The following is a 25,208-nucleotide window of genomic DNA, read 5'->3' on the forward strand; positions in this document are numbered from 1 at the left end:
CAGCACACTACATTCGCTCATGCCGCAAGGCTCCTCAACCCGGTTTTTTTCCGATCAAGCCATTTTCCTGCCGCGACCCCATGAGCCCGGGGTTCCAGCAAGCGGCAGGTGGATTGTGACCCGCGAATCACGGCGTGATCGCTGTTGCTGGGCCTGGCCTATGATAATCGCTTCGCGCCACGGTTCGCGCTTTTCCGGGCCCATGGGGCAGGGCTGCGATCACGCGGGCGGCCCGCGGCGATCATGACGGTTTTGTCAGCTGAAGAGAGCCAGATGAGCAAGGCGATGCCGCAGTTCGATACCGAGAGGGCCTGGGGCCATTTTGCGCCCCGGGGCTGGAGGCGCTGGCTGATCGGATTGTGCCGCCGGCTCGACCCGGACCGGCCCTGGCTGTATCGCGTCTCGCTCTGGCTGCGCAGTCCCGTCAAGCATCGCAGCAGCCTGCCGATGGATGTCGTCACGTGGGGGCTGCGCATGCGGCTGCTGCCCCGGGGCAATACTTCCGAGATTCGCTTGCTGTTCACGCCCCGGTGGTTCGATCGCGAGGAACTGAAATGGCTGGCCTTGCGGCTCGATGCCGGCGCCACGTTCGTGGATATCGGCGCCAATGCCGGGGCCTACAGCTTCTTCGTGCGCAGCCGCTTCGGCGCCGGCGTGCGCATCCTCGCGGTGGAACCCGACCCCGAGATGCGGCGGCGCATCGCGTACAACATGGCCAGCAATGGCATCGCCAACATCGAGGTCTGCCCCGTCGCGCTGAGTGATCGTCGCGGTGAGGCCTTGCTGGAACTCCATGAGGGACAGCGCGGGCAGAACACGCTGGTGGAGGCGTCGGCTGCGGGCCGGTCCATGCTGGCCGTTCCGGTCGACACGCTGGCCAACCTGCTGGCGGAGCGCGGTGTCACGCGCGTCGACGCCCTGAAGATCGACATCGAGGGCCATGAGCCCCGCGTGCTCGGGCACTTCTTCCGCCATGCGGCGCCCACGCTCTGGCCCCGGGCGCTACTCACCGAATTCAAGGCGGACACGGGGCCGGAAATCCTGCGGATACTGCAGGCTGCCGGTTACCGGCGGACCAGGATCACCCGGCTGAACTGGCTGTTCGAACGCACGGCGGACGGCGCCGGGGGCTCACTCGCGCCAGCGTTCGGCGATCCACTGCACCGGCAGGACGAACTGGCGTAGTTTGCGCCAGCGTTCCTTCAGGCTCAGTCCCGGCGCAAAACAGCGCTTCACATGCACCCAGCGCCCCTCGTAGGGCGGGGACTTGGGTGTCCAGCGACCGTCGACGACATCCCCGGGATTGGGGCCGCCGGGGAAGGTGATCAGGCGGGCGCCCTTGGGGATTCGCGCCATCCTGAAGTAGCGCAGCGGGAAGATCGGCAGGCAGTGCAGGCGGAAATGCCAGGTCCAGCCTTCCGGCCAGAGCTTGATGCCGCCGGGGATCGAGCTGGTGATGTAGTGCTGCTCGAAGCCATAGCGGTCCGCCACCGCCTGCGAGTTGGCGCGGAAGTTGTCGAGGATCTGCGGGAACTTGCCTACCGGGAAGCGGAACACCGAGGTCTGGCCCAGCCGCTGAAGGGGCTTGGCCCAGTTGCGGGCCAGGATCACGTCGTCCGGCGAGCCGTAGCTGAAGTAGGGGTCGATGGAATCGACGATGACCGTATCCAGGTCCACGAACAGGGCGACGCCGGTCAGGCCCTCCAGTTCCCCCCCCCAGAGCACCACCTTCTTCCATTTGCCGCGACTGCCCTTGGGTTGCGGAACGCCCAGTTCGGGCAGGGGAAAGGCCTCTACCTCCGGGCGGAATCCCTCGGGGTTGTCGGTGTAGCAGACCAGCCGGAAGGGGCCGGTGATGTGACGCCGGGCCATGCCGTACAGGCGGTTGACGTATTCCGGACCGTAGCCGGTGCCCCACTTGACGCAGACGATCTGTTTGGTGGGGTTCATGGTTGGGGCGGGCGGGGTGGGGTGGCTCGGGCCGCTATCGGCGAATATCTGGCGCGCCAGCAGCGCGCTAGGCCCTATAATAATCGCTTCCGGCCGCCATTCGCGGCCCTTTTTTACGCCTTACACAGGACCCTGCACCCATGAGCACGATGGCCGACCGCGACGGCTTCATCTGGTACGACGGCGAACTCAAGCCCTGGCGCGAGTGCACGACGCACGTGCTGACCTACTCGCTGCACTACGGTGTGGGCTGCTTCGAGGGCGTACGCGCCTACAAGACGCCCAAGGGCACGGCGATCTTCCGCCTGCAGGAGCACACCCGGCGCCTGTTCAACTCCGCCAAGATCCTGGGCATGAAGATGCCCTGGTCGGAAGACGTGCTGAACGAAGCCCAGCTGGAAGTGCTGCGCGCCAACAAGCTGGAGTCCGCCTACCTGCGCCCGATGGTGTTCTACGGAGCGGAGGGCATGGGCCTGCGCGCCGACAACCTCAAGACCCACGTCATCGTCGCCGCCTGGACCTGGGGCGCCTACCTGGGCGCCGAGAACATGGAGCGCGGCATCCGCATCAAGACCAGCTCGTTCAACCGCCACCACCCCAACGCCGCGACCCTGCGCGCCAAGGCCAACGGCAACTACATCAACTCGATGATGGCGCTGAACGAAGTGCTGCGCGACGGCTACGACGAAGCCCTGACGCTGGACACCCAGGGCTACGTCGCCGAGGGCAGCGCCGAGAACATCTTCCTGGTGATCCGCGGCGAGCTGCACACCCCGGACCTGACCGCCTGCCTGGACGGCATCACCCGCCGCACCATCATCCAGCTGGCGCAAGACAACGGCCTGAAGGTGGTGGAGCGCCGCATCACGCGCGACGAGGTCTATGTCGCCGACGAGGCCTTCTTCACCGGCACCGCCGCCGAGGTGACCCCGATCCGCGAGGTGGACAACCGCCCGGTCGGCAAGGGCACCCGCGGCCCGATCACCGAGAAGCTGCAGAAGCAGTACCTGCAACTGGTCAAGGGCGAGAGCAGCGTCTACCCGGAGTGGCTCAGCCACGTCTGAGCCGCTTGCCCGGTACAAGAGCAGAAGCCATTTGCCGCGGATCATGCGGATGAACGCGGATAAATCCGTGTCATCCGCGTGATCCGCGGCAAAGTCTTTTTAGGTTGCCGGAAACCCCGGCGCGAAGGCCTCGTGCGGCACCCGCGTGACGTTCACCAGGAACGACACCGCGTGGTACAGGCCGGCCAGCATCGTCAGCTCGATCAGCTGGTCCTCGGCGAAGGCTGACCGCAGTTCCGCCCACAGCACCTCATCGACGTCACAGCGGTGGTGCAGGGCATCGGCCAGCTGCAGGACCAGCCGTTCCTCCCGGTTCCAGGCGGGGGCGTCGGCGGCTCCATGGACCGAGGCCTGCAGTTCCTCACGACCCAGTTGCGCCTTGCCGCCGTAGATCGCCGCATGCACGCCCCACTCGTACTCGGCACCGCAGAGCGCGGTCGTGCGCAGGATGATCAGTTCGCGCAGACGCAGCGGGATGCTGCCGCGGTCCAGCAGGCCGCCGGCGAGCATGCGCGCCAGCACCCGCGGGTTGTGCGCCACGGTGCGGAAGATCAGCAGGGGCGGGGCACCGCGCATCAGTTCCTTCAGCGCGGATTCCAGCTCCGGTGCCAAGGGCAGGGGCAGGGCTTCGATGCGGGGCGGGACGGGGGCGGACATGGCGATCTCCGTGATGCTACGATAATCGAAGCATACCGCTTCTAAATCAGTAGCACAACATGAGCCTCATCGACCACCCTGTCCGCGGTTCCGATTCCGGCCGCCCGATCATGGCGCTGCTGGACCTGCTCGGCAGGCGCTGGACCCTGCGCGTGATCTGGGAGCTGCGCGACGGGCCCCTGCCGTTCCGCGCCCTGCAGGCGGCCTGTTCCGGCATGTCGCCCTCGGTGCTGAACCAGCGCCTGGCGGAACTGCGCGAGGCCCTGATCGTGGAGGCCGGCGAGGGCGGTTATGCGCTCAGTGCCCGTGGCCGCGAGCTGCTGGAGCTGTTCGGGCCGCTGCAGCACTGGTCCGAGGACTGGGCCCGTGCCCTGCGTGAAGGGTAAAAGGCCTTCCCCCAGGGGGGCGAATTTCCCATAGGGCGCGGCTAACCCGCTGTTTATGATCGGCCCAGGGGAATTTTCAAGGAAACGCTCATGGACGGCGGTGGGATGCACTGGGATGTCTTGTTCCGCAACGCGCTGGTGTTCGACGGCAGCGGTGCCAAGCCGCAACTCCAGGACGTGGCGGTGCGCGACGGCTGCATCGCCGCGATCGGCAGCGGTCTTCCCGAGCGCCAGGCGCGCGAAACGGTGGAGGTGGGCGGCCGCTGGCTGATGCCGGGCCTGCTCGACATCCACACGCATTTCGACCTGGAGGTGGAACTGGAGCCGGGCCTGCCGGAAGCGGTGCGCCACGGCACCACCACGGTGGTGGTGGCCAACTGCAGCCTGGGGCTGGCCTATGGCGCGCAGCGCCGCGACGGCGCCGATCCCATCGTCGACTGCTTCGCCCGCGTCGAGAACGTGCCCAAGCACGTGCTGCGCAAGGTCGGCGACCGCGTCACCTGGAACGACTCGCGCGCCTACCTCGAGCACTTCCGCGACCTGCCGCTGGGCCCCAACATCGTGCCGATGATCCCGCACTCGATGCTGCGCATCGAGGTCATGGGCCTGCACGCCAGCGTCACCCGCGAGCCCACCGCGCAGGAGCTGATGCGCATGGGCCAGCTGGTGGAAAAGGGCCTGCGCGAGGGTTACGTGGGTTTCTCCACCGACGCCCTGCCGTTCCACTTCCTGGCCAACCGGCCGAATACGCAGAAGCAGATTCCCACGCAGTTCGCGCGCTACGGCGAGCTGAAGTTCCTCACCAACCTGGTGCGGCGCTGGGGCCGGGTGTGGCAGGCCACGCCGCCCAAGGACAGCAAGATCGGCGTGTTCCGCAACTTCCTGCTGACCTCGGGCCGCCTGTTCGGCAAGCCGCTCAAGGTCACGGCGGTAGCGGCGATCGACATCGTCACCAACAAGTCGCTGCTGCGCATGGGCCTGCTGCTGTCGCGCATGCTCAACTCGCGCTTCCTCAACGGCCACTTCCGCTTCCAGGCCCTGGCCGCGCCGTTCAAGCTCTGGAGCGACGGCGTGATCACGCCGATCGCCGAGGAGATTCCGGTGCTGCGACGGCTCAACGAGTGCGACCTGGACGACCGCGCCTCGCGCATGAAGATCATGGGCGACCCGGCCTGGCAGAAGGAATTCCGCCGCATGTGGACGCACGGCAAGACCGGCTTCGGCCTGGCGCGCCTCAAGCGGCGCCTGCGCATGGACGACAACGTGCTGACCCGCGAGCTGGGCGACATGCACGTGGAAACCTGCCCGGTGGCGAGCTGGAACGGCGAGTCGCTGCAACAGGTCTATGAGCGCCTGCTGCGCTGGCAGGCCAGCGGCGAGGGCGCGCGCAGCCCGGCCGAGCAGGAAGCCTTTGCCAGTTTCCCGAAGCCGGCCGGGGACGACTGCGACTTCTTCCTGCACCTGCTGCGCCGCTTCGACACCGCGCTGCGCTGGTGGACGATCACCGCCAACCGCGACCGTGAGACCACCAAGGCACTGCTGTTCGATCCGCAGCTGCTGCCGGGTTTCAACGACAGCGGCGCGCACCTGACCAACATGGCCTTCTACGACGGCAACCTGCGCATGCTGCAGTTCGCGCAGGAAGACGGGCAGGAAAAGGTTGCGCGCGCGGTGCAGCGCCTGACGCAGGAGCCGGCCGAGTTCTTCGGCCTGGCCGTGGGCACGCTCAAGCCGGGTGCGCAGGCCGACCTGGCGGTGATCGATCCCGAAGCGCTGCGCCTCTACGACTCCGACGCGGGCATCCGCTACCAGTGGCGCGACATCTTCGAGGCCAACCAGCTGGTCAACCGCTCCGACGGCGTCGTCACGCATGTGATGATCGCCGGGCGCATGGCCTGGCGCGATGGCGCGTACACCGAAGCGCATGGCCGCGAACGCCTGGGCCGCGTGCTGCTCAACCGCGAGCACGAGTCGCAGTCGACGCCGCTCGCCGCGTAGCCGGGCCTGCAGGACCCGACCGCCCGTCATCGACTGATTCGATGAGGGCGGTCGAACTTTTTGCGCGGGTTCTACCTTCCGTCGTCGCAATGTGACCGGCTGCACCTGCGGCGCTCAAGGCGCGCGCGCGTGCGCCGATAAGCGGGCGATCAACCGAAAACCGGAACCCCGCCCATGTCCGCAGAAGACCGTTTCTACCGCAGCGTCGTTGATGCCCTGACGCATGACCGCCTGACCCTGCCGACGCTGCCCGAGGTGGCGCTGCGCATCGGCGAGATGAGCCGGCGCGAAGATGTTTCCGTCAATCTTCTGGCGGGAGAAATCGCCAAGGACCCGGCGATGGCCGTGCGCCTGCTGCGCGTTGCCAACAGTGCCTATGCGGCCGGAGACCGGCGCATCGACAACCTCTCGCAGGCGGTCACGCGCCTGGGCCTGCAGATGACGCGGCTGCTGGTCACCGGCCTGGCGGTGGAACATCTCTTCGTCTCGAAATCGCCCTGGGTGCAGCTGCGCCTGCGCCAGACCTGGGCGCGCAGCACCGAGGTCGCGGCACTGGCGCAGGTGCTGGCCCGGCACTGCACCGTGCTCCAGCCGGAGATCGCCATGCTGGCCGGGCTGGTGCACCAGATCGGCGTGCTGCCGGTGCTGAAGCTGGCCGAGGCGCAGCCGGAGCTGAGCGAGTCGCCGGCGGCGCTGGATGCCACGCTCAAGCGTCTCAGCGCGAGGGTAGGGCGGCTGGTGCTGCAGGCCTGGAATTTCCCCGAGAGCCTGGTCGACGTGCCCTACTACCAGGAGGACATCTACCGCACCCATTCCGGCGCTCCCGACTACCTCGACGTGGTGATCGTGGCCGTGCTGCAGCTGCATGGCGCGCACGACCAGGCACTGTCGCGCCTCGACCGCCACGCGGTCTCCGCCTTCACCCGCATCGACCTCTCGCCGGACCTCGCGGTGCTGGACCTTGCCGATTATCTGGCCGAGTACGACGCCAATCGGTCTGGGCTTGCGGCTTGAATGTAAGAAAGCGCTTACTGTGGCGGTAGGTTATCCACCGACACCCCCTATGGATTATCTACGCACCCCAATCGAGGAGAGCGGCAGATGAAATCGGCAACCTGGGCATGCGCACTGTTGGCATTGGGCCTTTGCGGCAACGCGATGGCCACCGATGGCAACTACACCGTAGGCCCCACCCTGGTCGCGCCGAAGAACGTCGGCACCGTGGTGAAGATCCACGGCAACAACCTCGTGCTGGCCGCCAAGACCGCCGCCTTCGACGTGACGCTGACGCACAACGGCCTGGTGCGCACCTTCACCGTGGTGCGGCCCGATCCGATCGTCGCGGGTGCCCCGCTGATGCTGGTACTGCACGGCCGCGGCGGCCATGCGGAAGGGCAGGCCACCATCACCAACCTCGCCAAGTCGGTCGCCGCCCAGGGTTACTGGGCCGTGCTGCCGCAGTACTACGACAACACCTGGGACGACAATCCGGGCCTCAATCCCGGCCTCGACGACGTCGGCTTCTCGCGCCGCATCCTCGACATCATGCAGGAGGACTTCGGCCTCAACCCGGCGCGTACCTACGCCAGCGGCTTCTCCAACGGCGGTTTCATGACCGAGCGCCTGGCCTGCGAGCTGTCGGACCGCGTCGCCGCCTATGCCTTCGTCGCCACCAGCGTGACCCGCGGCCTCTACAACGCCTGCGCGCCGACCGTGCCGCGCCCGGTGATGTTCATTCATGGCACCACCGATCCGATCGTGCCCTGGGCCGGCAACAGCCAGCTCGCGCTGCAGTCGGTGGACAGCGCCGTGGGCATGTGGACCGCGCGCCTCGGCTGCGGCCTCAACCCGACACAGTCGGCGCTGCCGGACACGGCCAACGACGGCACCAGCATCGACCTGTTCCGCTACAGCTGCGGAACCAAGGAAGTGCGCCTGTACCGCGTCAACAACGGCGGCCACACCTGGCCGGGCGGCTCGCAGTACCTGCCGGTGGGCCTCATCGGCAAGGTCAGCGGCGACATGCAGGCCACCGACGAAATCTGGAACTTCGTGAAGGCCTATCAGCGCTGAGGTTCCGGCGGCAACGAAGAAGGGCGGCCTCGGCCGCCCTTTTCTTTTGCCTGCCGGGAAGCTCGCTCCTACTGAACGGCACTCTCCCGCGGCGCGGCCGCTGATCCGGAAAGATCCACGCGATAGCGCTGCGGCTTCTCCGGGTCGATGAACACCGGCAGCTGCCTCATGCGCTTCAATCGCAGCGGATCGTCCGGCAGCGGATCGCTTTCGTAGAAATACTCGATGCCGGAACGCGGGTCCTTCCACTTCGCGCGCAATACGTAGCGCAGGCCCAGTTCGCGCTGCACCCTCGCATCGAAGGGATCGCGCGACTGGCCGTTGTGGACCAGCTTGTACTGGCCGTCGGCACTCTCAAGGGAGAAGCTGCCGACACCGCGCGGCACCGTGTCCAGCGAGATTTCCGGGCGCAGGTCCACCACGTCGGCCATCACGCGCGAGCCGCCGCTCTCCAGGCGTCCGTCGTTGCCGCCCCTGCGCCCGCCGGACATGAACAGCAACGGCAGCGCGAAGAAGCCGCCGAACACGCCGAGGATCAGCGGGAACAGCCAGTTGTCGATGAAGATGTCGAGCCGCGCATCCTGTGGCTGGTCGGGGTCGAACCAGACGCGCAGGCGGTCGCCCTCGCGGTAGTTCTTGTGCAGGTCGGAGCCGGCGCTTTCCACGCGCCGCTTGACGCCGCCGCCGGAGTCGAACTCCACCACCAGCGCCGGCACGTCGCCGGTCACTCCCACCACGGTGCCCATGGCCTCCTGTACGAGATTGCGGTCCCACAGCGCGCGGCCCAGCAGCCAGGCGGCGCCGAGCAGGCAGGGCAGGACCACCGCCAACAGCACCAGGCGCATCGCGCGGTTGGACTGCTGCTCGGCGCGGGCAAAGGATTCGTTCATGAATTCAAGCTCCTGCAGTCCGGGTAAACGGCGGTCACACTCTGGGCATGGAAGCCGGGCTTGTCCACCCTCATCCGTTTGTACTATCGCCTTGCAATGTTTTTTTGCGACACTGCGGGCCACCCCGCCAGAAGAACCAGAATGGAACGGCGGGACGCGCAGGGGTGCGCGGGAGTGGGGGGACAGGGATTCATGCGATGCCCTCGCGGCCGGCTGCCTGCTTGAGAGAAATCTTCACAGCCCGTGTTGCATGGAGCCTGACCAATGGATCAACGCCTGCCCCTGACCCGCCGCCAGGTCCTCGCCGCCGCGGGCGCCACCGCCGTCAGCACCAGTGTCGGCGCCGGCCTGCTGCCGCCGCTGAACAGGACCTACGACGTGATCGTCGTCGGTGGCGGCGGTGCCGGCCTGTCCGCCGCGCTGGGCGCAAAGCGCGCCGATCCCAAGGCTTCGGTGCTGCTCCTTGAAGCCAAGATCACCCCGGGCGGTACCAGCTTCCGCTCCGGCGGGCGCGTCTGGGTGCCCAACAACGCCGACATGCGCGCCGCCGGCCTGAACGATCCGCGCGACATGGCGCTGCGCTACATGGCGCGCCTGTCCCATCCCGACCGCTACAACCCCGCCGCGCCGCTGCTCGGCCTGGAGCCGCGGCATCACGCCCAGCTCGGTGCCTACTACGACAGCGGCGCGGACATGCTCGACTGGTATCGCAGCACCGGGATCATGCCCTGGGAAGCCGAGCGCGGTGCGCAGCTGCCGATCGCCAACGATCCGCTCGATCTCAACGGCGTGTTCGCGCCGGACTATCACCCGGAGCTGGAGGAGAACGTCCCCAAGCGCGGCCGCAGCATCATCCCGCGCCACTTCGATCCGACGCTACTGACCACCACCGGCAGCAACATCGCCATTCCCAACTACGGCGCTTCGATCGCCGGCATCGACCTGATCGCCTGGCTGCAGTACGGCTGCCTGGTGCGCGGCGTGACGATGCTGCCCAGCCACCGCGTCACCGACATCAAGCTGCGGCATGTCGGTGCGCGGATGCAGGTGGAGGGCGTACGGGTGCGTGCGGAGGCCGAGGGTCTCGGCCTGCTGCCGGAGATGGAGTACAAGGCGCGCCGCGGCGTGATCTTCGCCTCCGGCGGCTATTCCAAGAACGCCCAGCGCCTTGCCGCCAACTTCCAGGGTGACCGCGCATTCTCCGGCGGGGGTTGCGCCGTCACCAGCGCCAAGGGCGACCTGGTCGATATGGCCGAGCGCTATGGCTTCCAGCTGGAGAACATGGGGCAGGCCTGGTACATCCAGAACCTCTACGAGCAGTACAAGCTCGACCCGGACAGCCTCGCGATCCCGAACTACCTGCTGTTCCAGGCCTACTGGCCCAACGGCGACTCGATGATCATGGTCAACCGCAAGGGCCGCCGCGTGGTCAACGAGAAGACCAACTACCACGATCGCACGCAGGTGCATTTCCAGCCGGACAACCGCTTCCTGGTCAGCATCTTCGACACGCATACGCTGACGCGCTTCGCCGGCGTGGGCGGCCACGTGACACCGCTGGCCAACACCCTGATCGGCCCGGCCGCGACGCCGGAGGCGCTGCGCAAGGCGATCCTCGCGCGCTTCAACCGCGATCCGCAGACCAAGGCCTTCGGCCTGTCCGCCGACTTCGCCACGCAGCTCGACGCGACGCTGGCGCGTTTCAACGGCTTTGCGCAAAGCGGCGTGGACACCGACTTCCGCCGTGGCGAGCAGCCGATCGACATCTGGTGGCACACCTTCTGCCTGACCTTCCAGGGCGTCAACGCGGGTCCGGTGAAGGACTGCATCTCGGCCAACGTCGACGAGAACGGCCAGCGCTACCCGAACCCGACGATGCGTCCGCTGAAGCCGCCGTACTTCGCCGTGATCCTCAGCTCCGGCCTGCAGGACACCAACGGCGGCCCGGCGATCGACGAGCACGGCCGCATCCTCGACACCGCCGGGCAGCCGGTGGAGGGACTCTACGGTGCCGGCAACTGCATCGCCTCACCGGCGGGCAAGGGCTACTGGGGCGCCGGCGGCACGCTGGGGCCGGCCGTGGTGTTCGGGCACATCGCCGGGCGGCACGCCGCCAGCCGGGTCTAGACGCCGAACAGCCTGCGCCTCTGTTCCGGGGCCAGTCCGCGCATGCGGCGGATATTGGCTTCGGGGATGCCGTCCACGTCCGGGTGGCTGGCGATGGCCGCCTCCACGCTGTCCTCGCGCAGCAGGTGCAGCAGCGGCCAGGGCGCACGGTTGGTGAGATTCTCCGCGTCGTCCGGCTCGGTGCCGGCGAACTGGTACTGCGGGTGGAAGCTGGCGACCTGGTAGATGCCGTCCCACTCGAAGCGTTCCAGCAGGGCATCGGCCTGGTCGAGGAAATCGTTGTAGTCGAGGAAATCGGCCAGCATCTCCGGCACCGCGATCAGTGTCGTCTCCAGCTGCGCCGGCGGGGTTTCGTCCAGCCGCGTCAGTTCCAGCTGCAGGTCGGTCAGCAGGTCCAGGTCGGTGGTGGCGGCGCTGACGAACACGCGCACGCCTCCGGCCAGCGCCGGGCGGGCCGCGAAGGGACAGAGGTTGAGGCCGATGACGACCTCGTCCAGCCAGCGGCGCACGGCGGCTTCGATCTCGTTCATGGGTTGCTGGCCTCGGGCTGGCGGGGTGGGGTGCATTCTAAACGGCCAAGCCTCGGCTTTCCCGTTCCGGATCGTTCACAATACCGCATGAAACCCCCAAAAGGACTGCAGCCGCTGATCGACGATGGCATCGTCGATGCGGTATTGCGACAACTCAAGAGCGGCAAGGAAGCCTCCGTTTTTCTGGTCGCCTGCGGCAGCGCCATCCGCTGCGCCAAGGTCTACAAGGAGGCCGAGCACCGCGGCTTCCACAAGCTGGCCGAGTACCAGGAAGGCCGCCGTGCCCGCGGCAGCCGCGATGCGCGCGCCATGGGCAAGGGCAGCCGCCACGGCCGCAAGGAGGCGGAGGAAGCCTGGAAAAACGCCGAGGTCGATGCCCTGTACCGCCTGACCGCCGCTGGCGTGCGCGTGCCGCTGCCGCACGGCTACTACGAAGGCGTGCTGCTGATGGAAGTGGTGCGCGGAGCCGACGGCGAGGTGGCGCCGCGCCTCAACGACGTTTCACCCGAGCCGGAAGAGGCGCGCGTATGGCACACCTTCCTGATCCGCCAGATCGTGCGCATGCTCTGCGCCGGCCTGATCCACGGCGACCTTTCCGAGTTCAACGTGCTGCTGGCCGAAGACGGCCCGGTGATCATCGACCTGCCGCAGGCGGTGGATGCCTCGGGCAACAACAACGCCTTCCGCATGCTGCGCCGCGACGTCGACAACATGACCGCCTACTGCGGCCGTTTCGCGCCGGAACTGCTCGACACCGAGTACGCCTTCGAGATCTGGAAGCTCTACCAGGACGCCGAGCTCAAGCCCGACAGCCCGCTCACCGGGCGCTACGTGCATGACGAAAGCGCGGCCGACGTGGATGGAGTGCTGGACCAGATCGCCGAGGCGCGTGCCGAGGCCGAGGCCCGGCAGCGCGGCCGCGAGGCGGCGGAAGCCGAAGACTAGATGTGAACGGGCAGCCGACGCGATCCGCGCCGGACCCCTGCGGTACCACCGGGAGAGGGCGGCATGAGCAAGGGCATGGATTCCAAGAAGAACGTCAAGAAGAAGCCGTTGAAGACCATGGCGGAGAAGAAGGCCGCCAAGAAGGAAAAGAAGGGCCGCTAGGCCGTTCGCGGTTCCCCGCGGCAGCGGCTTCTTTCAGCGCTGCTGCGGGTCGGCCGCCGGCTCCGCCGGGGGCGGGGGCGGTAGCCCCTTGGGGTTGGCCATGGCGTCGTCGAGCTGGCGCCCCACCGGATTGGCCGAGCCTTTCTCTTTCTGGTCCAGGCAGCGCAGGTAGCGCTCATGGTCGCGCTTGTAGCGCGCCAGTTCCGCCTCGTAGCGCTCCATTCCCCACTTGTCGTGCTGGCTGAAGGGCTCGGCCGGCTTCTCGCCGTCGATGCAGGCGAGCTGCGCCTTCTCGGACTTCGGCCCTGCGGCGGCCAGCAGCGGCAGCGCCAGGATCAGCAGGGCGGCGGGGGTACGCAGGGACTGGAACATGGTTTCTCCGGCCACGCGGGGCTCGTGGGAGGCGCAGCCTAACCTGCGCCAAAGGCACGGGGAAGGGATTTTGGGATTCGGCACACCCTTGGACCGCAGCCGCCGGACGGGGTTCAGGCTCCGGTCGCGGGAGCCTGCCCGGGACTGATGGTTTCTTGCTTGACTACCGGGGGGCAGACGGCTTTTGCGGTCTCCTGCAAGCGACGCTCCCGCAGCTGCTCCCAGGGAGCGGCCTGCTCCTGTTGCTCCCGGGCAAACTCGTCTTCTTCGTAAGGGCCGCACTGCCACTTGTTTGCGGCCGTGATCAGCGCGCTGGCCTCGGCGGGCCGCGAGCCCTTGCGCAAGGCATGGGCCATGTCCAGGGGATGCCACAGCCGCTGCTGCGCCCCGGCGGCCAGGCCCAGGCGCTGCATGAGCGACGGCCGCCGGGGCTTGGCATAGGAGGCGACGCGCATCTGCGCGATGCCCTGGTCGACGCGTCCGGCTTCCAGCAGCGCCCAGGCATAGGTGCGCGACAGGTCATGATTCGATGTCCGCAGTTCGCGCCCCACCGGCGAGGCCTCGATCACCGTCACCGCGTCGGCGGCGCGGCCATGGCTCATGAAGTACCAGGCCTGTGCTCCCAGTACGCGGCGCAGTTCGCAGCGACAGTCGTCGGAGCGTTCGGCGAGGTGGCGAATCTGTGCCAGCAGCGTCTCCGCGGCCTGCATGTCGCCGCCACGGTCGATCTGTTCGGCATGGCGCAGGCGTGCCTCGATGGTGCCCGCAGGCTGCTTCGGCAGCAGTTCCTCGCCACGGGCGATGGCGGCGGCCAGCGCCGCGGCACGCTGCGACGGTACTGCCTCGCGGTGCTGATCGTGGACGGCGTTCAGCCACTGGCGTTCGATGTCTTCCAGGTCCTGCCAGCTGCCCTCGCGTCCTTCGGCGACCAGGCGCTGCAGTTCGCCGGAGCGCTCCGCGCCCTCCATCTCCCAGGTCAGCGCCAGGCGCAGGTCCACCCGGCGCGGGTCATCGGCCGCCAGCTTGTCGTTGGCCTGGCGCAGGGCTGCAAGGCGGGCCTCGTTACCGTTTTCGTCTTCGCTGTCGGTATAGGCTTCGTAGGCCTCGTCGAAGACCCGCTGCTGGGCGCTACGGGTGTCTTCCTCTGCCTTGACGGTAAAAGCCGGCAGTCGCTGCAGGGCGATGTAGCCGACGCCGCCCCAGAGCGGCAGCAGCAGCGCCAGCACCAGCAGGCTTTCCCACAGCCGCGGCGGGGCGATCTTGCGGCGCTCGACCACCGCCCGCACGAGCGGGTAGTGACGCAGGAAACCGAGCGCTCCGAACAGTTTCCGGGCCTGCCCGAAGAGCTGCCGCAGCTGCGATTCGAGGGGTGCGCCGTCCTGCCAGTGGCGGTCCAGCCGCGCGATGCGCTGTTGCTGCACCAGGGTGAAAGCCAGTACCACCGCGAAGGCGCCGAGGGCGACGCTGCGCGTCCACAGGCTGACCGCCAGCAGGCCGCAGAGACTGAGCGCCGCGAACAGCAGGCGCGAGCGCGGCCAGCGGCTGAACAGCGACAGCTCGATCAGCTGTCCGCCGTCCAGCGGTGTCAGCGGCAGCAGGTTGAAGAGGTTGATGAACACCGCCATGGAGGCGACCATCTTCCAGTCGAAGCCGCCCGGCGGCTGCGGCGAGGCGAGCATCCACCAGAACAGGCCCAGGCCCAGCAGCAGGCCCGGCACGGGGCCGGCCAGCAGCACGACGGCCTGCTTCCAGGCCGGCAGTTCGCGCGGCCGGCCGCTCACCATCGCCCCCAGGAAGGGGATGAAGAACATGCTCATGTCGCGATAGCCGAACGCGCGCATCGCCAGCGCGTGCCCGCCCTCATGCAGCAGCAGGATCGCCATCAGGGCCAGCGCCGCCTGCCAGCTGAAGGCCCAGCCCCAGGCCAGCATGCTCAGCGAGGCGCTCAGCACCAGGACCATCCCCTTGAGGCTGTGACGCGAGGGGCGGTTGGCCAGCACGGCCTCGGTCAGCAGGTAGCTTTGCGTGGAATAGGACGCATGGTCCGGGCCGTCGGTGGCGGCGCAGAGATAGGGCACCGCCAGCTTCTTGCGCACACGCATCCAGCGCGCGGCGAGCTGCGCTGCGGTCCCGAGCCGTGGATGCCAGGTGCCCTGCGATTCCTTGACGCAGCCCTGCCGCTGCAGCAGCGGCAGGAACTCCGCGTAGCTGTCGGCCAGGCCCTGCACCACCTGCTCGTCGGTCACGGCTTTCATCGCCCGTCCGGCGATGCGCGCCCGGTGCGCCTGCCAGTGATCCTGCAGGCTGGCGGCCCAGGCATCCTGCAACTCCTGTCCGGGTGGCTGCGCCATGGCCAGCCAGGCCATGCGGTTGACGGTCAGCAGGCTGCGCCCCTCCGCGGGATGGCTCACGAAGCTCACCGGGTAGCCGGCCATGCCGGCCGGCATCAGCAGCAGGCTGGCGAAAGCAGGTTCCGTCTCATGGCGAAACAGCAGTGCGAAATGGCGATAGGGGCCGTTTTCGACCCAGGCGCTGCGGATCGGCAGGAAGCCCAGCGCCTGCACTTCCTGCACCGAGGCCTGCTGGTCGGCCGGCAATTCCGGGGGCGCATCGCCGGCGACCAGGCGTTGCGGCCACAGCGTCAGTCGCAGCATCTGCACCAGCACTACCAGCATGAGCAGCAACTGGATGCCCAGCCAGACGCCGAGGGCGGCGGCTGGAATCCACAGCAGGTTCAGCATCATGTTCAAGGTGTGGTGATTGAGCCCCGCCGAGTCTGCATGAGGGCGGCCGGATCGTCGACGTGATGGCCGAGTCAGGTGTCGGCCGCGGCGCCGCGCTTGTCGGCTGGCCCTGCGCACGTGAACAGCCATACGGCCAGGTTCGACACCCCTCGCCCGGATCGGTGAAGATCGGCGCATACGAGGAGAGCAAACCATGATCGCGAATGCGACGCCTGCCGGCCTGCGCCGGCTGCTGTCATCCCTGTTGCTGGTGGCCACGGCCTGCGCGGCGCCCGCGCATGCGGCCACGCCGCTGGGTGCGCCGTTCACGGTCACGCAGGACATCGGCAGCGATCCGACTCATGCCTTGGCACGCAGCGCCTCCGGCAGCTTCGTCGTGGCCTGGGTCGAATCCCGCATCGTCCAGGGCGTCATTCGTGGCGAGGTGCTGCTGCGGCGCTACTCGGCAAATGGCAGCGCCCTGGGGGCGGCCTTTCCGGCCGATCCGGGCGGTGCGCTCGATCTCTACGGGCCCGCGCTGGCTGCCGACCCTTCCGGCGGCTTTGTCGCCGTATGGGGCCAGATCGCGCCGGACGAGCCGCCCAACCGCGCGGTGGACTACTACGCCCAGCGTTTTTCCGCCAGCGGTGCCCGCGTCGGCAGCGTCCAGCACGTCGCCCACGTGGTGGATTACAACCTGCCGCCTCCGGCGGTGGCCATGAACGTGGACGGCAGCTATGTCGTGGCCTGGCAGGCTTTTGCCTACCATCCTCTGATCCCGGGCGTCAGCTGGGTCAACCTGGTCACCACCAACGTCTATGCGCGCCAGTACGGCAGCGATGGCCTGCCCCGTGCCGCGGCGATCAAGGTGGACGCGGAACTCCCGGTCAATGCGAACCTCGCCGGGTACCCGCACAACGTCGATGTGGGCGTCGATGCCTCGGGCGCGTTCGCTGTGGCCTACGAGGTGGTACTGGGCGCGTCCAGCTCGATCCAGCTGCGGCGCTACAACGCCGACGGCTCGGCGCGCGGGCTGCGCGTGCGGGTCTCGCAGCTTGCATCCTTCTTCGGCATCCAGCCCAGCCTGCTGATGAACGCCGACGGCAGTTCCGTGGTCGCCTGGTCTCGCTGCCAGCATCCCGGCAATCCGGATTGCGAAAACTTCTTCCAGCGCTTTGGCGCCAATGGCGCCAAGCAGGGGGCGATTGCTGCGATCGCCAATCCAGCGTCCGGCATCCGGCCGACGACGCCGAAGCTCGCGGGCGGTCCCAACGGCAGTTTCCTGGCCGTGTGGCAGGTGGTGCAGGGAGGAGGTGGCAAGGGCCTGGGCCAGGCCTACCACGCGGACGGCTCGGTGGATGGAGCTGTTTTCATGCTGCAGACCGATGCGATGCAACACGAGGTCAGGATGAACGTCGCCAGCGACGCCAGCGGTGGCTTCGTCGCGACCTGGCTCGATCTGGCCGCCGGATCGGGCGAATTCATCTACGGCCTCAAGGGCCGCCGCTTCCTGCGGCAATAGGCTCTTTCCACATGGCCCTCATGAGCCGCAAGGCGGGATTCTTCTTGCTCGGCCTCGCCGCACTCGCCGGGGGCACGCTGCTGGTGGTGGCGGGCATCGTCGAGCGCGGCATGAACGTGCTGCTGCAGCCGCCGCCCTACCTGGCATCGCCCGAAGCGCAGGCCCTGCATGCGCGGCTGCTGGTGGCCGACCTGCACGCCGACTCGCTGCTCTGGGGCCGCGACCTGCTGCGGCGCAGCGAGCGCGGGCACGTGGACCTGCCGCGACTGCAGCAGGGCAATGTCGCCCTGCAGGTGTTCTCGGTGGTGACCAAGACACCGCGCGGGCTCAACATCGAGCGCAACGACGACCGCAGCGACAACATCCTGCCGCTGGCCCTGGTGCAGGGCTGGCCGCCGCGGACCTGGCGCAGCCTGAAGGAGCGCGCCTTGTACCAGGCGCAGCGCCTGCACGACACCGCCGCGCGCTCGCAGGGTGCGCTGACCGTGGTGGCTACGCAGGTGGAGTTGCGCGCGTTCCTGGCGCGGCGCGCGCAGACGCCGGGCCTGGTCGCCGGCGTGCTGGCGATCGAGGGCGCGCAGGCGCTGGACGGCGATCCCGCCAACGTCGATGCGCTGTTCGCGGCGGGCTTCCGCATGATGTCGCCGACGCATTTCTTCGATGATGAAATGGCCGGCTCCGCGCATGGCCTGGAGAAGGGCGGGCTCACCGACAAGGGGCGCGACATGATCCGCCGCATGGAGGCCAAGGGCATGATCGTGGACATCGCCCATGCCTCGCCGAAGACCATCGACGAAATCCTCGCCATGGCGAAGCGGCCGGTGGTGGTCTCGCATGGCGGCGTCAAGGGCACCTGCGACAACCGCCGCAATCTCAGCGATGCGCAGCTGCGCCGCATCGCCGTCAATGGCGGCCTGGTCGGCATCGGCTACTGGGAGACCGCGGTCTGCGGCCGTGACGCCAAAGCGGTGGCGCGTGCGATCCGCTACACCGTCGATCTCATCGGCCTGAAGCACGTTGCCCTGGGCTCCGACTACGACGGCGCCGTGGCCGTGCCCTTCGACACCACCGGCCTGGTGCTGCTGACGCAGGCCCTGATGGAAGCCGGCTTCGGCGAGGCCGAGATCGCCCGCATCATGGGCGGCAACGAGCTGGATTTCCTGCTGGCGCAGTTGCCCGAATAGCGCGCGGTGCAGGGGCTTCAGGACCCCTGCAAACGGGCGATGCCCGGCGCTGGCGGCCTGATCAGACTGGGGAATCGCCCCAGCCTGATCGGCACGCCCCATGACGACTTCCGAAGCTACTGTTTCGATTGCAGATGCCACCCCGCCGCCGCTGGTGCGAGGCCTGCCCCTGATCGGCAGCACGCTGGAGATGGCGGCGGATCCCGGTCGCTTCTTCGTGAAGTGCTACAAGGAGTACGGCGCGGCTTTCCGCGTCAACGTCTTCGGCAATCACCTCACGGTGATCGCCGGCGCCGAGGCCGCCAACTTCATGGGGACGCGCGAGGGCAAGGAATGCCTGCGCTCCAGGGAAGCCTGGGAGCCGCTGGTCAAGGAATTCGGCGCCTCCAAGATGCTCACCGCCACCGACGGCGAGCTGCACAAGCAGCTGCGCGCGGTGATGAAGCGCGGCTTCTCCAAGGAGTCGATCAAGGGCCGCTACCAGGAGGTGCTGGACATCACCGCCAACAGCCTGGACCGCGACTGGAAGGTCGGCTCGAAGGTGCCGGTGGTGGAGGCCATGCAGTACATCGTGGTGGACCAGCTCGGCATGGTGCTCACCGGCAAGACGCCGCGCGAGTACGTCAAGGACATCCGCACGACCATCCTCTACATCCTCAACGTGCTGGTCACGCGCCAGCGCCCGCAGTTCATGATGAAGTTCCCGCAGTACAAGCGCGCCAAGGCACGCATGTTCGAGCTGGGCCGGCAGATGATCGCGGACTACAAGGCCAGGAAGAGCCCGACGCCGGAGGAGTACAAGACCCTGATCGACGACGTGATGGATGCGCACGCGCGCGATCCGGAGCTGGTGCCCGAGGGCGACCTGGTCATGCTGATGACCGGTCCCTACGTCGCCGGACTGGACACCGTCGCCAACACCACCTCGGCCATCGTCTACACCGTGCTCAAGTATCCGGGGGTGCTGCAGCGCGTGCAGGAAGAAGTCGACGCGCTGTTCGCCAAGGGCGCGGTCAACGAAGAAGAGTTCATGAAGAGCCTGCCGGTGCTCAACGGCGCGATCATGGAAACCATGCGCCTGTTCCCGATCGCGGTGGCGCAGATCCGTACCGCCAACAAGGACTTCGTCTTCGGCGGGCACCTGATCAAGGAAGGCGAGATGATCTATCTCGGCACCGCCGTGCCGCACTTCCAGGACCAGTTCTACCCGGACGCCGGGAAGTTCGATGTGGAGCGCTACACCAAGGCGCGCGCCGAGCACATGCAGGTCGGCGCCTATTCACCCTACGGCCGCGGTCACCACACCTGCCTCGGCAAGAGCCTGGCCGAGGTGCTGATGGCCATGACCATGGCACAGCTGTTCCACCGCTTCGACCTGGAACTGCCGAGCCCGGACTACGTGCTCAAGACCAAGACCGCGCCGACGCCGGGCCCGGCGATGAGTTTCAAGGTGCGGGTGCAGGGGCGGCGCAGGGTGTCGCTGCCGACCTGACAAGCAGAGGTCGCCCGGCCGGGGCTATATTGCGCCATCGCCCGCCCTGGGGAGGCGCAGCCGATGGACATGGACAACACGCTGCTTGAGCTGTTTTCCGGCTCCGACGAGATCGAGTCCCTGCCGCGCGGTGCGGTGATCTTCGCCGAGGACGATACGGCGGCGGAGATGTTCGCGCTGCTGGAGGGCGAGGTCGAGGTATTCGCGCAGGGGCGGGTGCTGCAGACGCTGTCTGCCGGCAGCCTGTTCGGTGAAATGGGCCTGATTGACGCGCAGCCCCGCAGCGCCGGCTGCCGCGCCGCCAGCGACTGCCGCCTGGTGCGCATCAGCGCCAAGCAGTTCAGCTTCCTGGTGCAGCACATGCCGGCCTTCGCCGTGCTGACCCTGCGTGGCGTTTCCGCACGCCTGCGCGGCATGCTCGATCGCGAGCTGCCGGCATGAGCGGCGGTGCCCTGGCCTACCTGCGGCGTGTCCATGACGCGTTCCGTGGCCTGGACGATGGCGTCGTCGCCACCTACATCCCCGAGCTGGGCAAGGCCGACCCGGACGGGTTCTCCATCGTCGTCGCCACCGTCGAGGGCGACGTGTTCGAGGTCGGCAATGCGGCGCAGCGCTTCACCATCCAGTCGATCTCCAAGCCCTTCATGTTCGGCGCGGCGCTGGAGGCGCATGGCCGCGAGGAGGTCGGGCGCAGGGTAGGGGTGGAACCCAGCGGCGACGCCTTCAACTCTATCCTGCTCGACGAGAAGTCCAACCGCCCCTACAACCCCATGGTCAACGCCGGCGCCATCGCCACCACCGCGATGCTGCCGGGCGCCACGCGTCCCGAGCGCGGCAAGGCGATGCTGGAGCTGTTCCGCCGCTACGCCGGCCACAGCCTGACGGTGGATGCCGCGGTCTACGCCTCCGAGTCCACCACCGGGCATCGCAACCGCGCCATCAGCTACCTGATGCTCAACTTCGGCATGGTGCCCGACCGCATCGAAGAAATCCTGGAGCTGTACTTCGCGCAGTGCTCGACCCTGGTCAGCTGCCGCGATCTCGCCATCATGGGCGCCTGCCTGGCCAACGACGGCGTCAACCCGGTAACCGGCGAGCGTGCGATCCGGCAGGACTACGTGCGCGACCTGCTCAGCGTGATGTACACCTGCGGCCTCTACGACTTCTCCGGCGAATGGGCCTACCACGTCGGCCTGCCGGCCAAGAGCGGCGTGGCCGGCGGCCTGCTGGCGGTGGTGCCGGGGCGCATGGCCATCGCGGTGTTCTCGCCGCGTCTGGACGCGCGCGGCAACAGCGTGCGCGGCATCGCCGTGTGCCGGCGCATGGCGGAAGACCTCGGCCTGCACGTCTTCGACCGCGGCACGCCGGCGGCGATCGGGCGGCTGATGCAGTTCTTCCGCTAGGAGTCAGCTGATGACGTTTTCGTAAGCGTTTGGCGCTTGCTCAGAGATTTATCAACCGCTCTTTTCTTCCTCTGCCAACTCAAAGTCCTTCGCGAGGAAAAGCGGCGGCACCAATGGAAGGATCATCTTCGGCCCAGGTAGCTGGGCGGAGATAAGCGCTGCCATATCTCGAATGGCACCAAAGAGGATGGGCGCGGCGATCATGACGGCATGCTTATCCACTTGTTCAGCAGAAAAGCCAGGTGCGGCGCAATGGCTCAGATTCGCCATTCCCTCTGCCTCAAAGACGTAGGGCCCATTCCACTGCTCTTTTTGAGGGTCAAGAAGAACTCTTAAAACCACAAGACGATCACCGTCAGTTTTTCCGCGCCGAACAAAGGCCTTAGACGAAAATTTCCCCTCTTCCTTTGCGTCCTGCTTCCAGGCTTGATTTACACAGAACTTAACGGACGAGATGAAATAGTCGTCCAGTGTTGGCAGCGGGAGGCGAGGTTTTTCTACCTCGACGACAGCGGTCGTAGACTCAGGCGACATCGGAGAAAGGGGCTTTGTCGTCATGAGCGGTAAATGCAACAAAATCTCTAGCAGAGGGACTAATGGATTCCAGGATGGAGGCCGTCACCATCGGATTCTTTTTCTTATTACATGAAGGGAAAGGAATGATGTCCGCCCTCATGGTCCAAGTGGAACGTCCAGCATCCCGCGCCGACTCAATCGCGGAGAAGGACTTAACCGCTGCAATTTGGGGACGAGTGCCCAGCGCATGAAACACGCGTGCCATCGTACGCAAAGTTACATTGGTGTTTGCGGAAAGCAGCTTCGTGATAAAAGCCGGGGACGAATCAAGGCGAGCCGCCAATTCAGAGCGCGTGATGTTCTGTTCTTCCATCAAGCGGTTAACTTCACTAAGGAAGTGGGCAACTGCAAAAGTTTCGCCGTAACTGGGTTCCGCGCGGACTTCCGCAACAAGATTAGCGAGCGTCTTGTTTCCCGACATCACATTTACTCCTAAATACGCAGATATAGATACACAAATATAGATATACAGATATATAAAGCTAGATATTCAATTTAAATTTTGATACCACTCTTTGACTCTCAACGCACGGTTGCGTTCGTTATCTGGAATAGTTTTACCGCTGGATCCTTTTCCTTTTCCGGCTCCTTTCCTATACCAATGAAGCATCACCATGCGCCGCTCATGATTCGGGTCATAGCTAAAAAGCAATCTGAGTTTGAAGCCCACTGAGAGTTGGTAGAGGCCCCGCTCGATGTCGTGACAAATCTCACGCGGCAGGGCACCAGGACCTTGCGGTCTCATCTGAATCATTTCCCAAATCTGAATGAATTTTTTGCTCATGCCTTTTTCATCATCCAAGGCAGCCAAAAATTCGGCTTCTGTTTCACAATTCCCATCGTCACCCGCTAGCCCCCACAGCTCCCAACCGCGGGGGTATTCACGAGGCGCAGCCATGATGAGCTTCCGTCGCACGAGGAGTATTGTTTAACTTATAGGTTAAAACAAGCGCCATTTTACACCGCCTTTTGGGGGCGGTCGAGTCTGCAGCCTCATATTTAAGACGTGAGCCAAGGGGTAGTGTCGAACCTTCCTTTGCAGCCCCTATATGTAGGGTTCTTGAGGGAGAGCCGGCGCAGAGTGTGCCGACGAACGGTACGAATAACCTGTTGGATTGATAGGGAAATCAGTCACATTTCCCGATTAGTTCAAGGATATGACGCAGGAACGCGTGTCAGGCCCCGGATTCTTACGGTCCTGCTGGGTATCAAGCCGTGAGGCCGGCGTCTTCGAGGGAAGTTAAGGCAGTTAACGGTACCCTTCGACGATCTCGTGCAGCGTTCGCTTCACGTCACCGCGCCGATAGCCCAGCAGCCTCGTCTCCGCTGCGTCCGGCTCGTAGTAGATCGTGCCGCCACGCCCGGCATAGAGCACCACATCCGGCAGCATGGGGTGTTCGCGGTCGATCAGGGCCAGTTGGCCGCTGCGGCCGGCGGCGCGGAAGTACTCGCCGAAGTAATCCTGAAAGCTCAGGTTCTCGTCGCCCACCAGGTAGGCCTTGCCGTTCTCGCCGCGCAGCAGCGCGCCGGCCACGGCTTCGGACAGGCTGGTGGTGGAGATGAAGTTGACGCCGCCGGGCATGGCGAACACCGGCACCTGCGGGATGCGGCCCAGCGCGTAGGCGGCGTGGGCCGCAAGGCCCGGCACCACCAGCCCCGGCACGTGGCCGGCGACAAAGGGGGCGTTGACGCTGCAGACCTGGAAGCGGTCGCCGGCCAGGGCGCGGGCGCCTTCGTCGGCCAGCTTGCGGCCGCGCACGTAAGTGCTCTTTTCGACCAGGTCCGGCCGTACCTGCGGGTAGAAGCTGCCGATGTAGACCGCACGGCGGATGCCGGCATCGCGGGCGCGGGCGAAGAAGCGCGGCACGCCCTCGACGTTGGCGCGCTGCCAGTGCTCGGATTCGTCGGTGCCCGGCGGTACGTGGCGGATGTCGTTGCCGGCGGCGAACACCAGGGTGTCGAAGGAGGCGAGGGCGGGAATTTCCGCGTCGGCGAGATAGTCGATCTGCAGGAATGGCAGCTTCGACAGCGGAGAGCCTTCCGCCACGGCGGCGGGCTTGCGCGCGGCGAGCGTGACTTGGTGGCCGAGGCTGGCGAGGTGCAGGGCGGCGTCGCCGCCGATCAGGCCGGTACCACCGAGGACGAGGATGTTCATCGGAGTGCCCTCAGGCCGCCGGCCGCTTCTGGCCGCCGCAAAGGATGTCGGTCACCCGCTCGGTGTCCATGTATTCCTTGAACTCCACGACCTTGCCGTCGCGGAAGCGCATCAGGAAGTGATACTGGTTGGTGTAGAGCTGGCCGGAGATGTGCGCGCCTTCGGACTCGGCTTCCACCGCCACGCGCTCGCCCTCGGCGGTCATGGCCTTGATGGTGAAGCGGATGCCCTGCGGGAACACCTGGTAGATGCCGCCGGCGGCCGCGGCGACCTGGTCCTTGGAGTAGGTGCCGGAGATCAGGGTGTTGCCCATGGTGACGCAGCGGCCGTCTTCGGCGTAGGCGTCGATCAGCGCGGGGACGTCGCCGCGGTTGAGGATGTCGAAGAAGGCTTGTGCCGCCTGCCTGTTGCGCTGTTCGGTAGTCATGGCTCCCCCGGCTGTTTTCCGATGGCCAAGACTGCGGCCCGTTCCAGGGGTGGCGCACCCCCGGAACGGACTAGGGCCTGCTTTGCTACTGCCGGCTGATCGCCAGGGTCGCCGCCTCGGGGGTGACCTGGCGCAGCTGGAAGCGGTAGCGGCCCTGCTGCTTCACCGGGGCGCTGCCGGTGCCCAGGCGCAGTTCCACGGCCTTGTCGCCGACCAGGCCGCCGCGCAGTTCCAGCACCGGGGCCAGTTCGCCGGCCCAGACGCACTGCACGCCCTGCTTGCAGCGGGAGTCCTCGATCTTCTCGAGCTGCACGCTCAGGCCGTCGTCGAAGCGGACCGAGCTGCCCACGGCCAGGGTCTGGCTGCTGGGGTAGGGGGCAGCGGGCAGTTCGTTCTGGTGGGCGCAGCCGGCCAGCAGGGCGGGCAGCAGCGCGGCGAGGAACAGGGTTTTGCGATGACTCATGGGGCGTTACCGGGTTGGTCAGGGCGCAAAAATAGCAGCCCGGGGCCGGGGAGTCTTGCTCCCGGGGACCCCGGGGTGGCCCCGGCCGGCTCCCGGCCCGCGCGGCAAT

25 protein-coding genes are annotated in these 25,208 nt (G+C 66.8%); 13 read left to right on the top strand and 12 right to left on the bottom strand.

From position 1 onward, the window contains the following. Nucleotides 1-273: 273 nt before the first annotated feature. A complete protein-coding gene (locus D0B54_RS09310) occupies nucleotides 274-1,185 on the top strand; it encodes an FkbM family methyltransferase (RefSeq protein ID WP_162932318.1) in 912 nt (303 codons plus the stop codon). Here the strand turns inward: D0B54_RS09310 and D0B54_RS09315 are convergent. Continuing rightward, nucleotides 1,132-1,950, bottom strand: a complete 819-nt coding sequence (locus D0B54_RS09315) for a glycosyl transferase (protein WP_117291061.1) — start codon at nucleotides 1,948-1,950, stop codon at nucleotides 1,132-1,134. The two genes, D0B54_RS09310 and D0B54_RS09315, sit on opposite strands and share 54 nt — an antisense overlap. 140 nt (nucleotides 1,951-2,090) lie before the next feature. Between D0B54_RS09315 and D0B54_RS09320 the strand changes: the two genes are divergently transcribed. Next, on the top strand, nucleotides 2,091-3,014 hold the full coding sequence (locus tag D0B54_RS09320; RefSeq protein ID WP_117291062.1) for a branched-chain amino acid transaminase: 924 nt from the start codon (nucleotides 2,091-2,093) through the stop codon (nucleotides 3,012-3,014). Nucleotides 3,015-3,113: 99 nt separating this feature from the next. On the opposite strand, the gene D0B54_RS09325 is transcribed toward D0B54_RS09320, so the two are convergent. Next, complete coding sequence (locus D0B54_RS09325; protein WP_117291063.1) at nucleotides 3,114-3,671, bottom strand: carboxymuconolactone decarboxylase family protein; 558 nt, start codon at nucleotides 3,669-3,671, stop codon at nucleotides 3,114-3,116. Between the two features lie 59 nt (nucleotides 3,672-3,730). Between D0B54_RS09325 and D0B54_RS09330 the strand changes: the two genes are divergently transcribed. From D0B54_RS09330 to D0B54_RS09345, 4 genes are all read left to right on the top strand, one after another. Continuing rightward, on the top strand, nucleotides 3,731-4,057 hold the full coding sequence (locus D0B54_RS09330; RefSeq protein ID WP_117291064.1) for a winged helix-turn-helix transcriptional regulator: 327 nt from the start codon (nucleotides 3,731-3,733) through the stop codon (nucleotides 4,055-4,057). A gap of 90 nt (nucleotides 4,058-4,147) precedes the next feature. Beyond that, nucleotides 4,148-6,055 carry an N-acyl-D-amino-acid deacylase family protein gene (locus tag D0B54_RS09335; protein WP_117291065.1) on the top strand — a complete coding sequence of 636 codons (1,908 nt, stop codon included), beginning with the start codon at nucleotides 4,148-4,150 and terminating at the stop codon, nucleotides 6,053-6,055. 174 nt (nucleotides 6,056-6,229) lie between these two features. Then, entirely contained in the window at nucleotides 6,230-7,069 is an 840-nt protein-coding gene (locus D0B54_RS09340; protein ID WP_117291066.1) for an HDOD domain-containing protein, read from the top strand. Between the two features lie 87 nt (nucleotides 7,070-7,156). Continuing rightward, nucleotides 7,157-8,128 (top strand): alpha/beta hydrolase family esterase, encoded by a 972-nt coding sequence (locus D0B54_RS09345; RefSeq protein ID WP_162932319.1) that lies wholly within the window; start codon nucleotides 7,157-7,159, stop codon nucleotides 8,126-8,128. A gap of 68 nt (nucleotides 8,129-8,196) precedes the next feature. On the opposite strand, the gene D0B54_RS09350 is transcribed toward D0B54_RS09345, so the two are convergent. After that, complete coding sequence (locus D0B54_RS09350) at nucleotides 8,197-9,018, bottom strand: DUF3592 domain-containing protein (RefSeq protein ID WP_117291068.1); 822 nt, start codon at nucleotides 9,016-9,018, stop codon at nucleotides 8,197-8,199. A 264-nt stretch (nucleotides 9,019-9,282) separates the two neighbouring features. On the opposite strand from D0B54_RS09350, the gene D0B54_RS09355 reads away from it, so the two are divergent. Further along, the gene (locus D0B54_RS09355; RefSeq protein WP_117291069.1) at nucleotides 9,283-11,145 is read left to right on the top strand and encodes an FAD-dependent oxidoreductase; all 1,863 of its coding nucleotides are present in this window, start codon (nucleotides 9,283-9,285) and stop codon (nucleotides 11,143-11,145) included. On the opposite strand, the gene D0B54_RS09360 is transcribed toward D0B54_RS09355, so the two are convergent. After that, the gene (locus D0B54_RS09360) at nucleotides 11,142-11,675 is read right to left on the bottom strand and encodes a DUF1415 domain-containing protein (protein ID WP_117291070.1); all 534 of its coding nucleotides are present in this window, start codon (nucleotides 11,673-11,675) and stop codon (nucleotides 11,142-11,144) included. The two genes, D0B54_RS09355 and D0B54_RS09360, sit on opposite strands and share 4 nt — an antisense overlap. Before the next feature lie 87 nt (nucleotides 11,676-11,762). On the opposite strand from D0B54_RS09360, the gene D0B54_RS09365 reads away from it, so the two are divergent. Then, complete coding sequence (locus D0B54_RS09365) at nucleotides 11,763-12,620, top strand: PA4780 family RIO1-like protein kinase (RefSeq protein WP_117291071.1); 858 nt, start codon at nucleotides 11,763-11,765, stop codon at nucleotides 12,618-12,620. A 195-nt stretch (nucleotides 12,621-12,815) separates the two neighbouring features. Here the strand turns inward: D0B54_RS09365 and D0B54_RS09370 are convergent, their stop codons facing one another. Beyond that, a complete protein-coding gene (locus tag D0B54_RS09370) occupies nucleotides 12,816-13,154 on the bottom strand; it encodes a hypothetical protein (protein WP_117291072.1) in 339 nt (112 codons plus the stop codon). 113 nt (nucleotides 13,155-13,267) lie between these two features. Next, the gene (locus D0B54_RS09375; RefSeq protein WP_117291073.1) at nucleotides 13,268-15,898 is read right to left on the bottom strand and encodes a site-2 protease family protein; all 2,631 of its coding nucleotides are present in this window, start codon (nucleotides 15,896-15,898) and stop codon (nucleotides 13,268-13,270) included. 193 nt (nucleotides 15,899-16,091) lie between these two features. Here D0B54_RS09375 and D0B54_RS09380 point away from each other — a divergent pair, with 193 nt between their 5' ends. The 5 genes from D0B54_RS09380 to glsA all read left to right on the top strand — a co-directional run bounded on the left by D0B54_RS09380 (nucleotide 16,092) and on the right by glsA (nucleotide 21,478). Continuing rightward, nucleotides 16,092-17,399, top strand: a complete 1,308-nt coding sequence (locus D0B54_RS09380) for a hypothetical protein (protein WP_117291074.1) — start codon at nucleotides 16,092-16,094, stop codon at nucleotides 17,397-17,399. An 11-nt stretch (nucleotides 17,400-17,410) separates the two neighbouring features. Further along, entirely contained in the window at nucleotides 17,411-18,583 is a 1,173-nt protein-coding gene (locus tag D0B54_RS09385) for a dipeptidase (protein WP_205527312.1), read from the top strand. Nucleotides 18,584-18,683: 100 nt separating this feature from the next. Next, on the top strand, nucleotides 18,684-20,075 hold the full coding sequence (locus tag D0B54_RS09390; protein ID WP_117291076.1) for a cytochrome P450: 1,392 nt from the start codon (nucleotides 18,684-18,686) through the stop codon (nucleotides 20,073-20,075). A gap of 63 nt (nucleotides 20,076-20,138) precedes the next feature. Beyond that, nucleotides 20,139-20,516, top strand: a complete 378-nt coding sequence (locus D0B54_RS09395) for a cyclic nucleotide-binding domain-containing protein (RefSeq protein WP_117291077.1) — start codon at nucleotides 20,139-20,141, stop codon at nucleotides 20,514-20,516. Further along, a complete protein-coding gene (gene glsA / locus D0B54_RS09400) occupies nucleotides 20,513-21,478 on the top strand; it encodes a glutaminase A (protein ID WP_117291078.1) in 966 nt (321 codons plus the stop codon). The genes D0B54_RS09395 and glsA overlap by 4 nt, the downstream gene beginning before the upstream one ends. A 51-nt stretch (nucleotides 21,479-21,529) precedes the next feature. Here the strand turns inward: glsA and D0B54_RS24240 are convergent, their stop codons facing one another. The 6 genes from D0B54_RS24240 to D0B54_RS09420 all read right to left on the bottom strand — a co-directional run bounded on the left by D0B54_RS24240 (nucleotide 21,530) and on the right by D0B54_RS09420 (nucleotide 25,099). Continuing rightward, complete coding sequence (locus D0B54_RS24240) at nucleotides 21,530-22,036, bottom strand: hypothetical protein (protein WP_162932321.1); 507 nt, start codon at nucleotides 22,034-22,036, stop codon at nucleotides 21,530-21,532. Continuing rightward, complete coding sequence (locus tag D0B54_RS09405; RefSeq protein ID WP_117291079.1) at nucleotides 22,002-22,475, bottom strand: helix-turn-helix domain-containing protein; 474 nt, start codon at nucleotides 22,473-22,475, stop codon at nucleotides 22,002-22,004. Before D0B54_RS09405 ends, D0B54_RS24240 begins: the two co-directional genes overlap by 35 nt. Nucleotides 22,476-22,544: 69 nt before the next feature. After that, nucleotides 22,545-22,952: a type II toxin-antitoxin system RelE/ParE family toxin gene (locus D0B54_RS24245; protein ID WP_162932322.1), complete on the bottom strand. Its 408-nt coding sequence runs from the start codon at nucleotides 22,950-22,952 to the stop codon at nucleotides 22,545-22,547. 351 nt (nucleotides 22,953-23,303) lie between these two features. Beyond that, nucleotides 23,304-24,209 (bottom strand): NAD-dependent epimerase/dehydratase family protein, encoded by a 906-nt coding sequence (locus tag D0B54_RS09410; protein WP_117291080.1) that lies wholly within the window; start codon nucleotides 24,207-24,209, stop codon nucleotides 23,304-23,306. 10 nt (nucleotides 24,210-24,219) lie between these two features. Next, on the bottom strand, nucleotides 24,220-24,636 hold the full coding sequence (locus D0B54_RS09415) for a nuclear transport factor 2 family protein (protein ID WP_117291081.1): 417 nt from the start codon (nucleotides 24,634-24,636) through the stop codon (nucleotides 24,220-24,222). An 85-nt stretch (nucleotides 24,637-24,721) separates the two neighbouring features. Continuing rightward, the gene (locus D0B54_RS09420) at nucleotides 24,722-25,099 is read right to left on the bottom strand and encodes a hypothetical protein (protein WP_117291082.1); all 378 of its coding nucleotides are present in this window, start codon (nucleotides 25,097-25,099) and stop codon (nucleotides 24,722-24,724) included. Nucleotides 25,100-25,208 lie beyond the last annotated feature (109 nt).

It is taken from the genome of Solimonas sp. K1W22B-7 (assembly GCF_003428335.1).
GTDB lineage: Bacteria > Pseudomonadota > Gammaproteobacteria > Nevskiales > Nevskiaceae > Solimonas_A.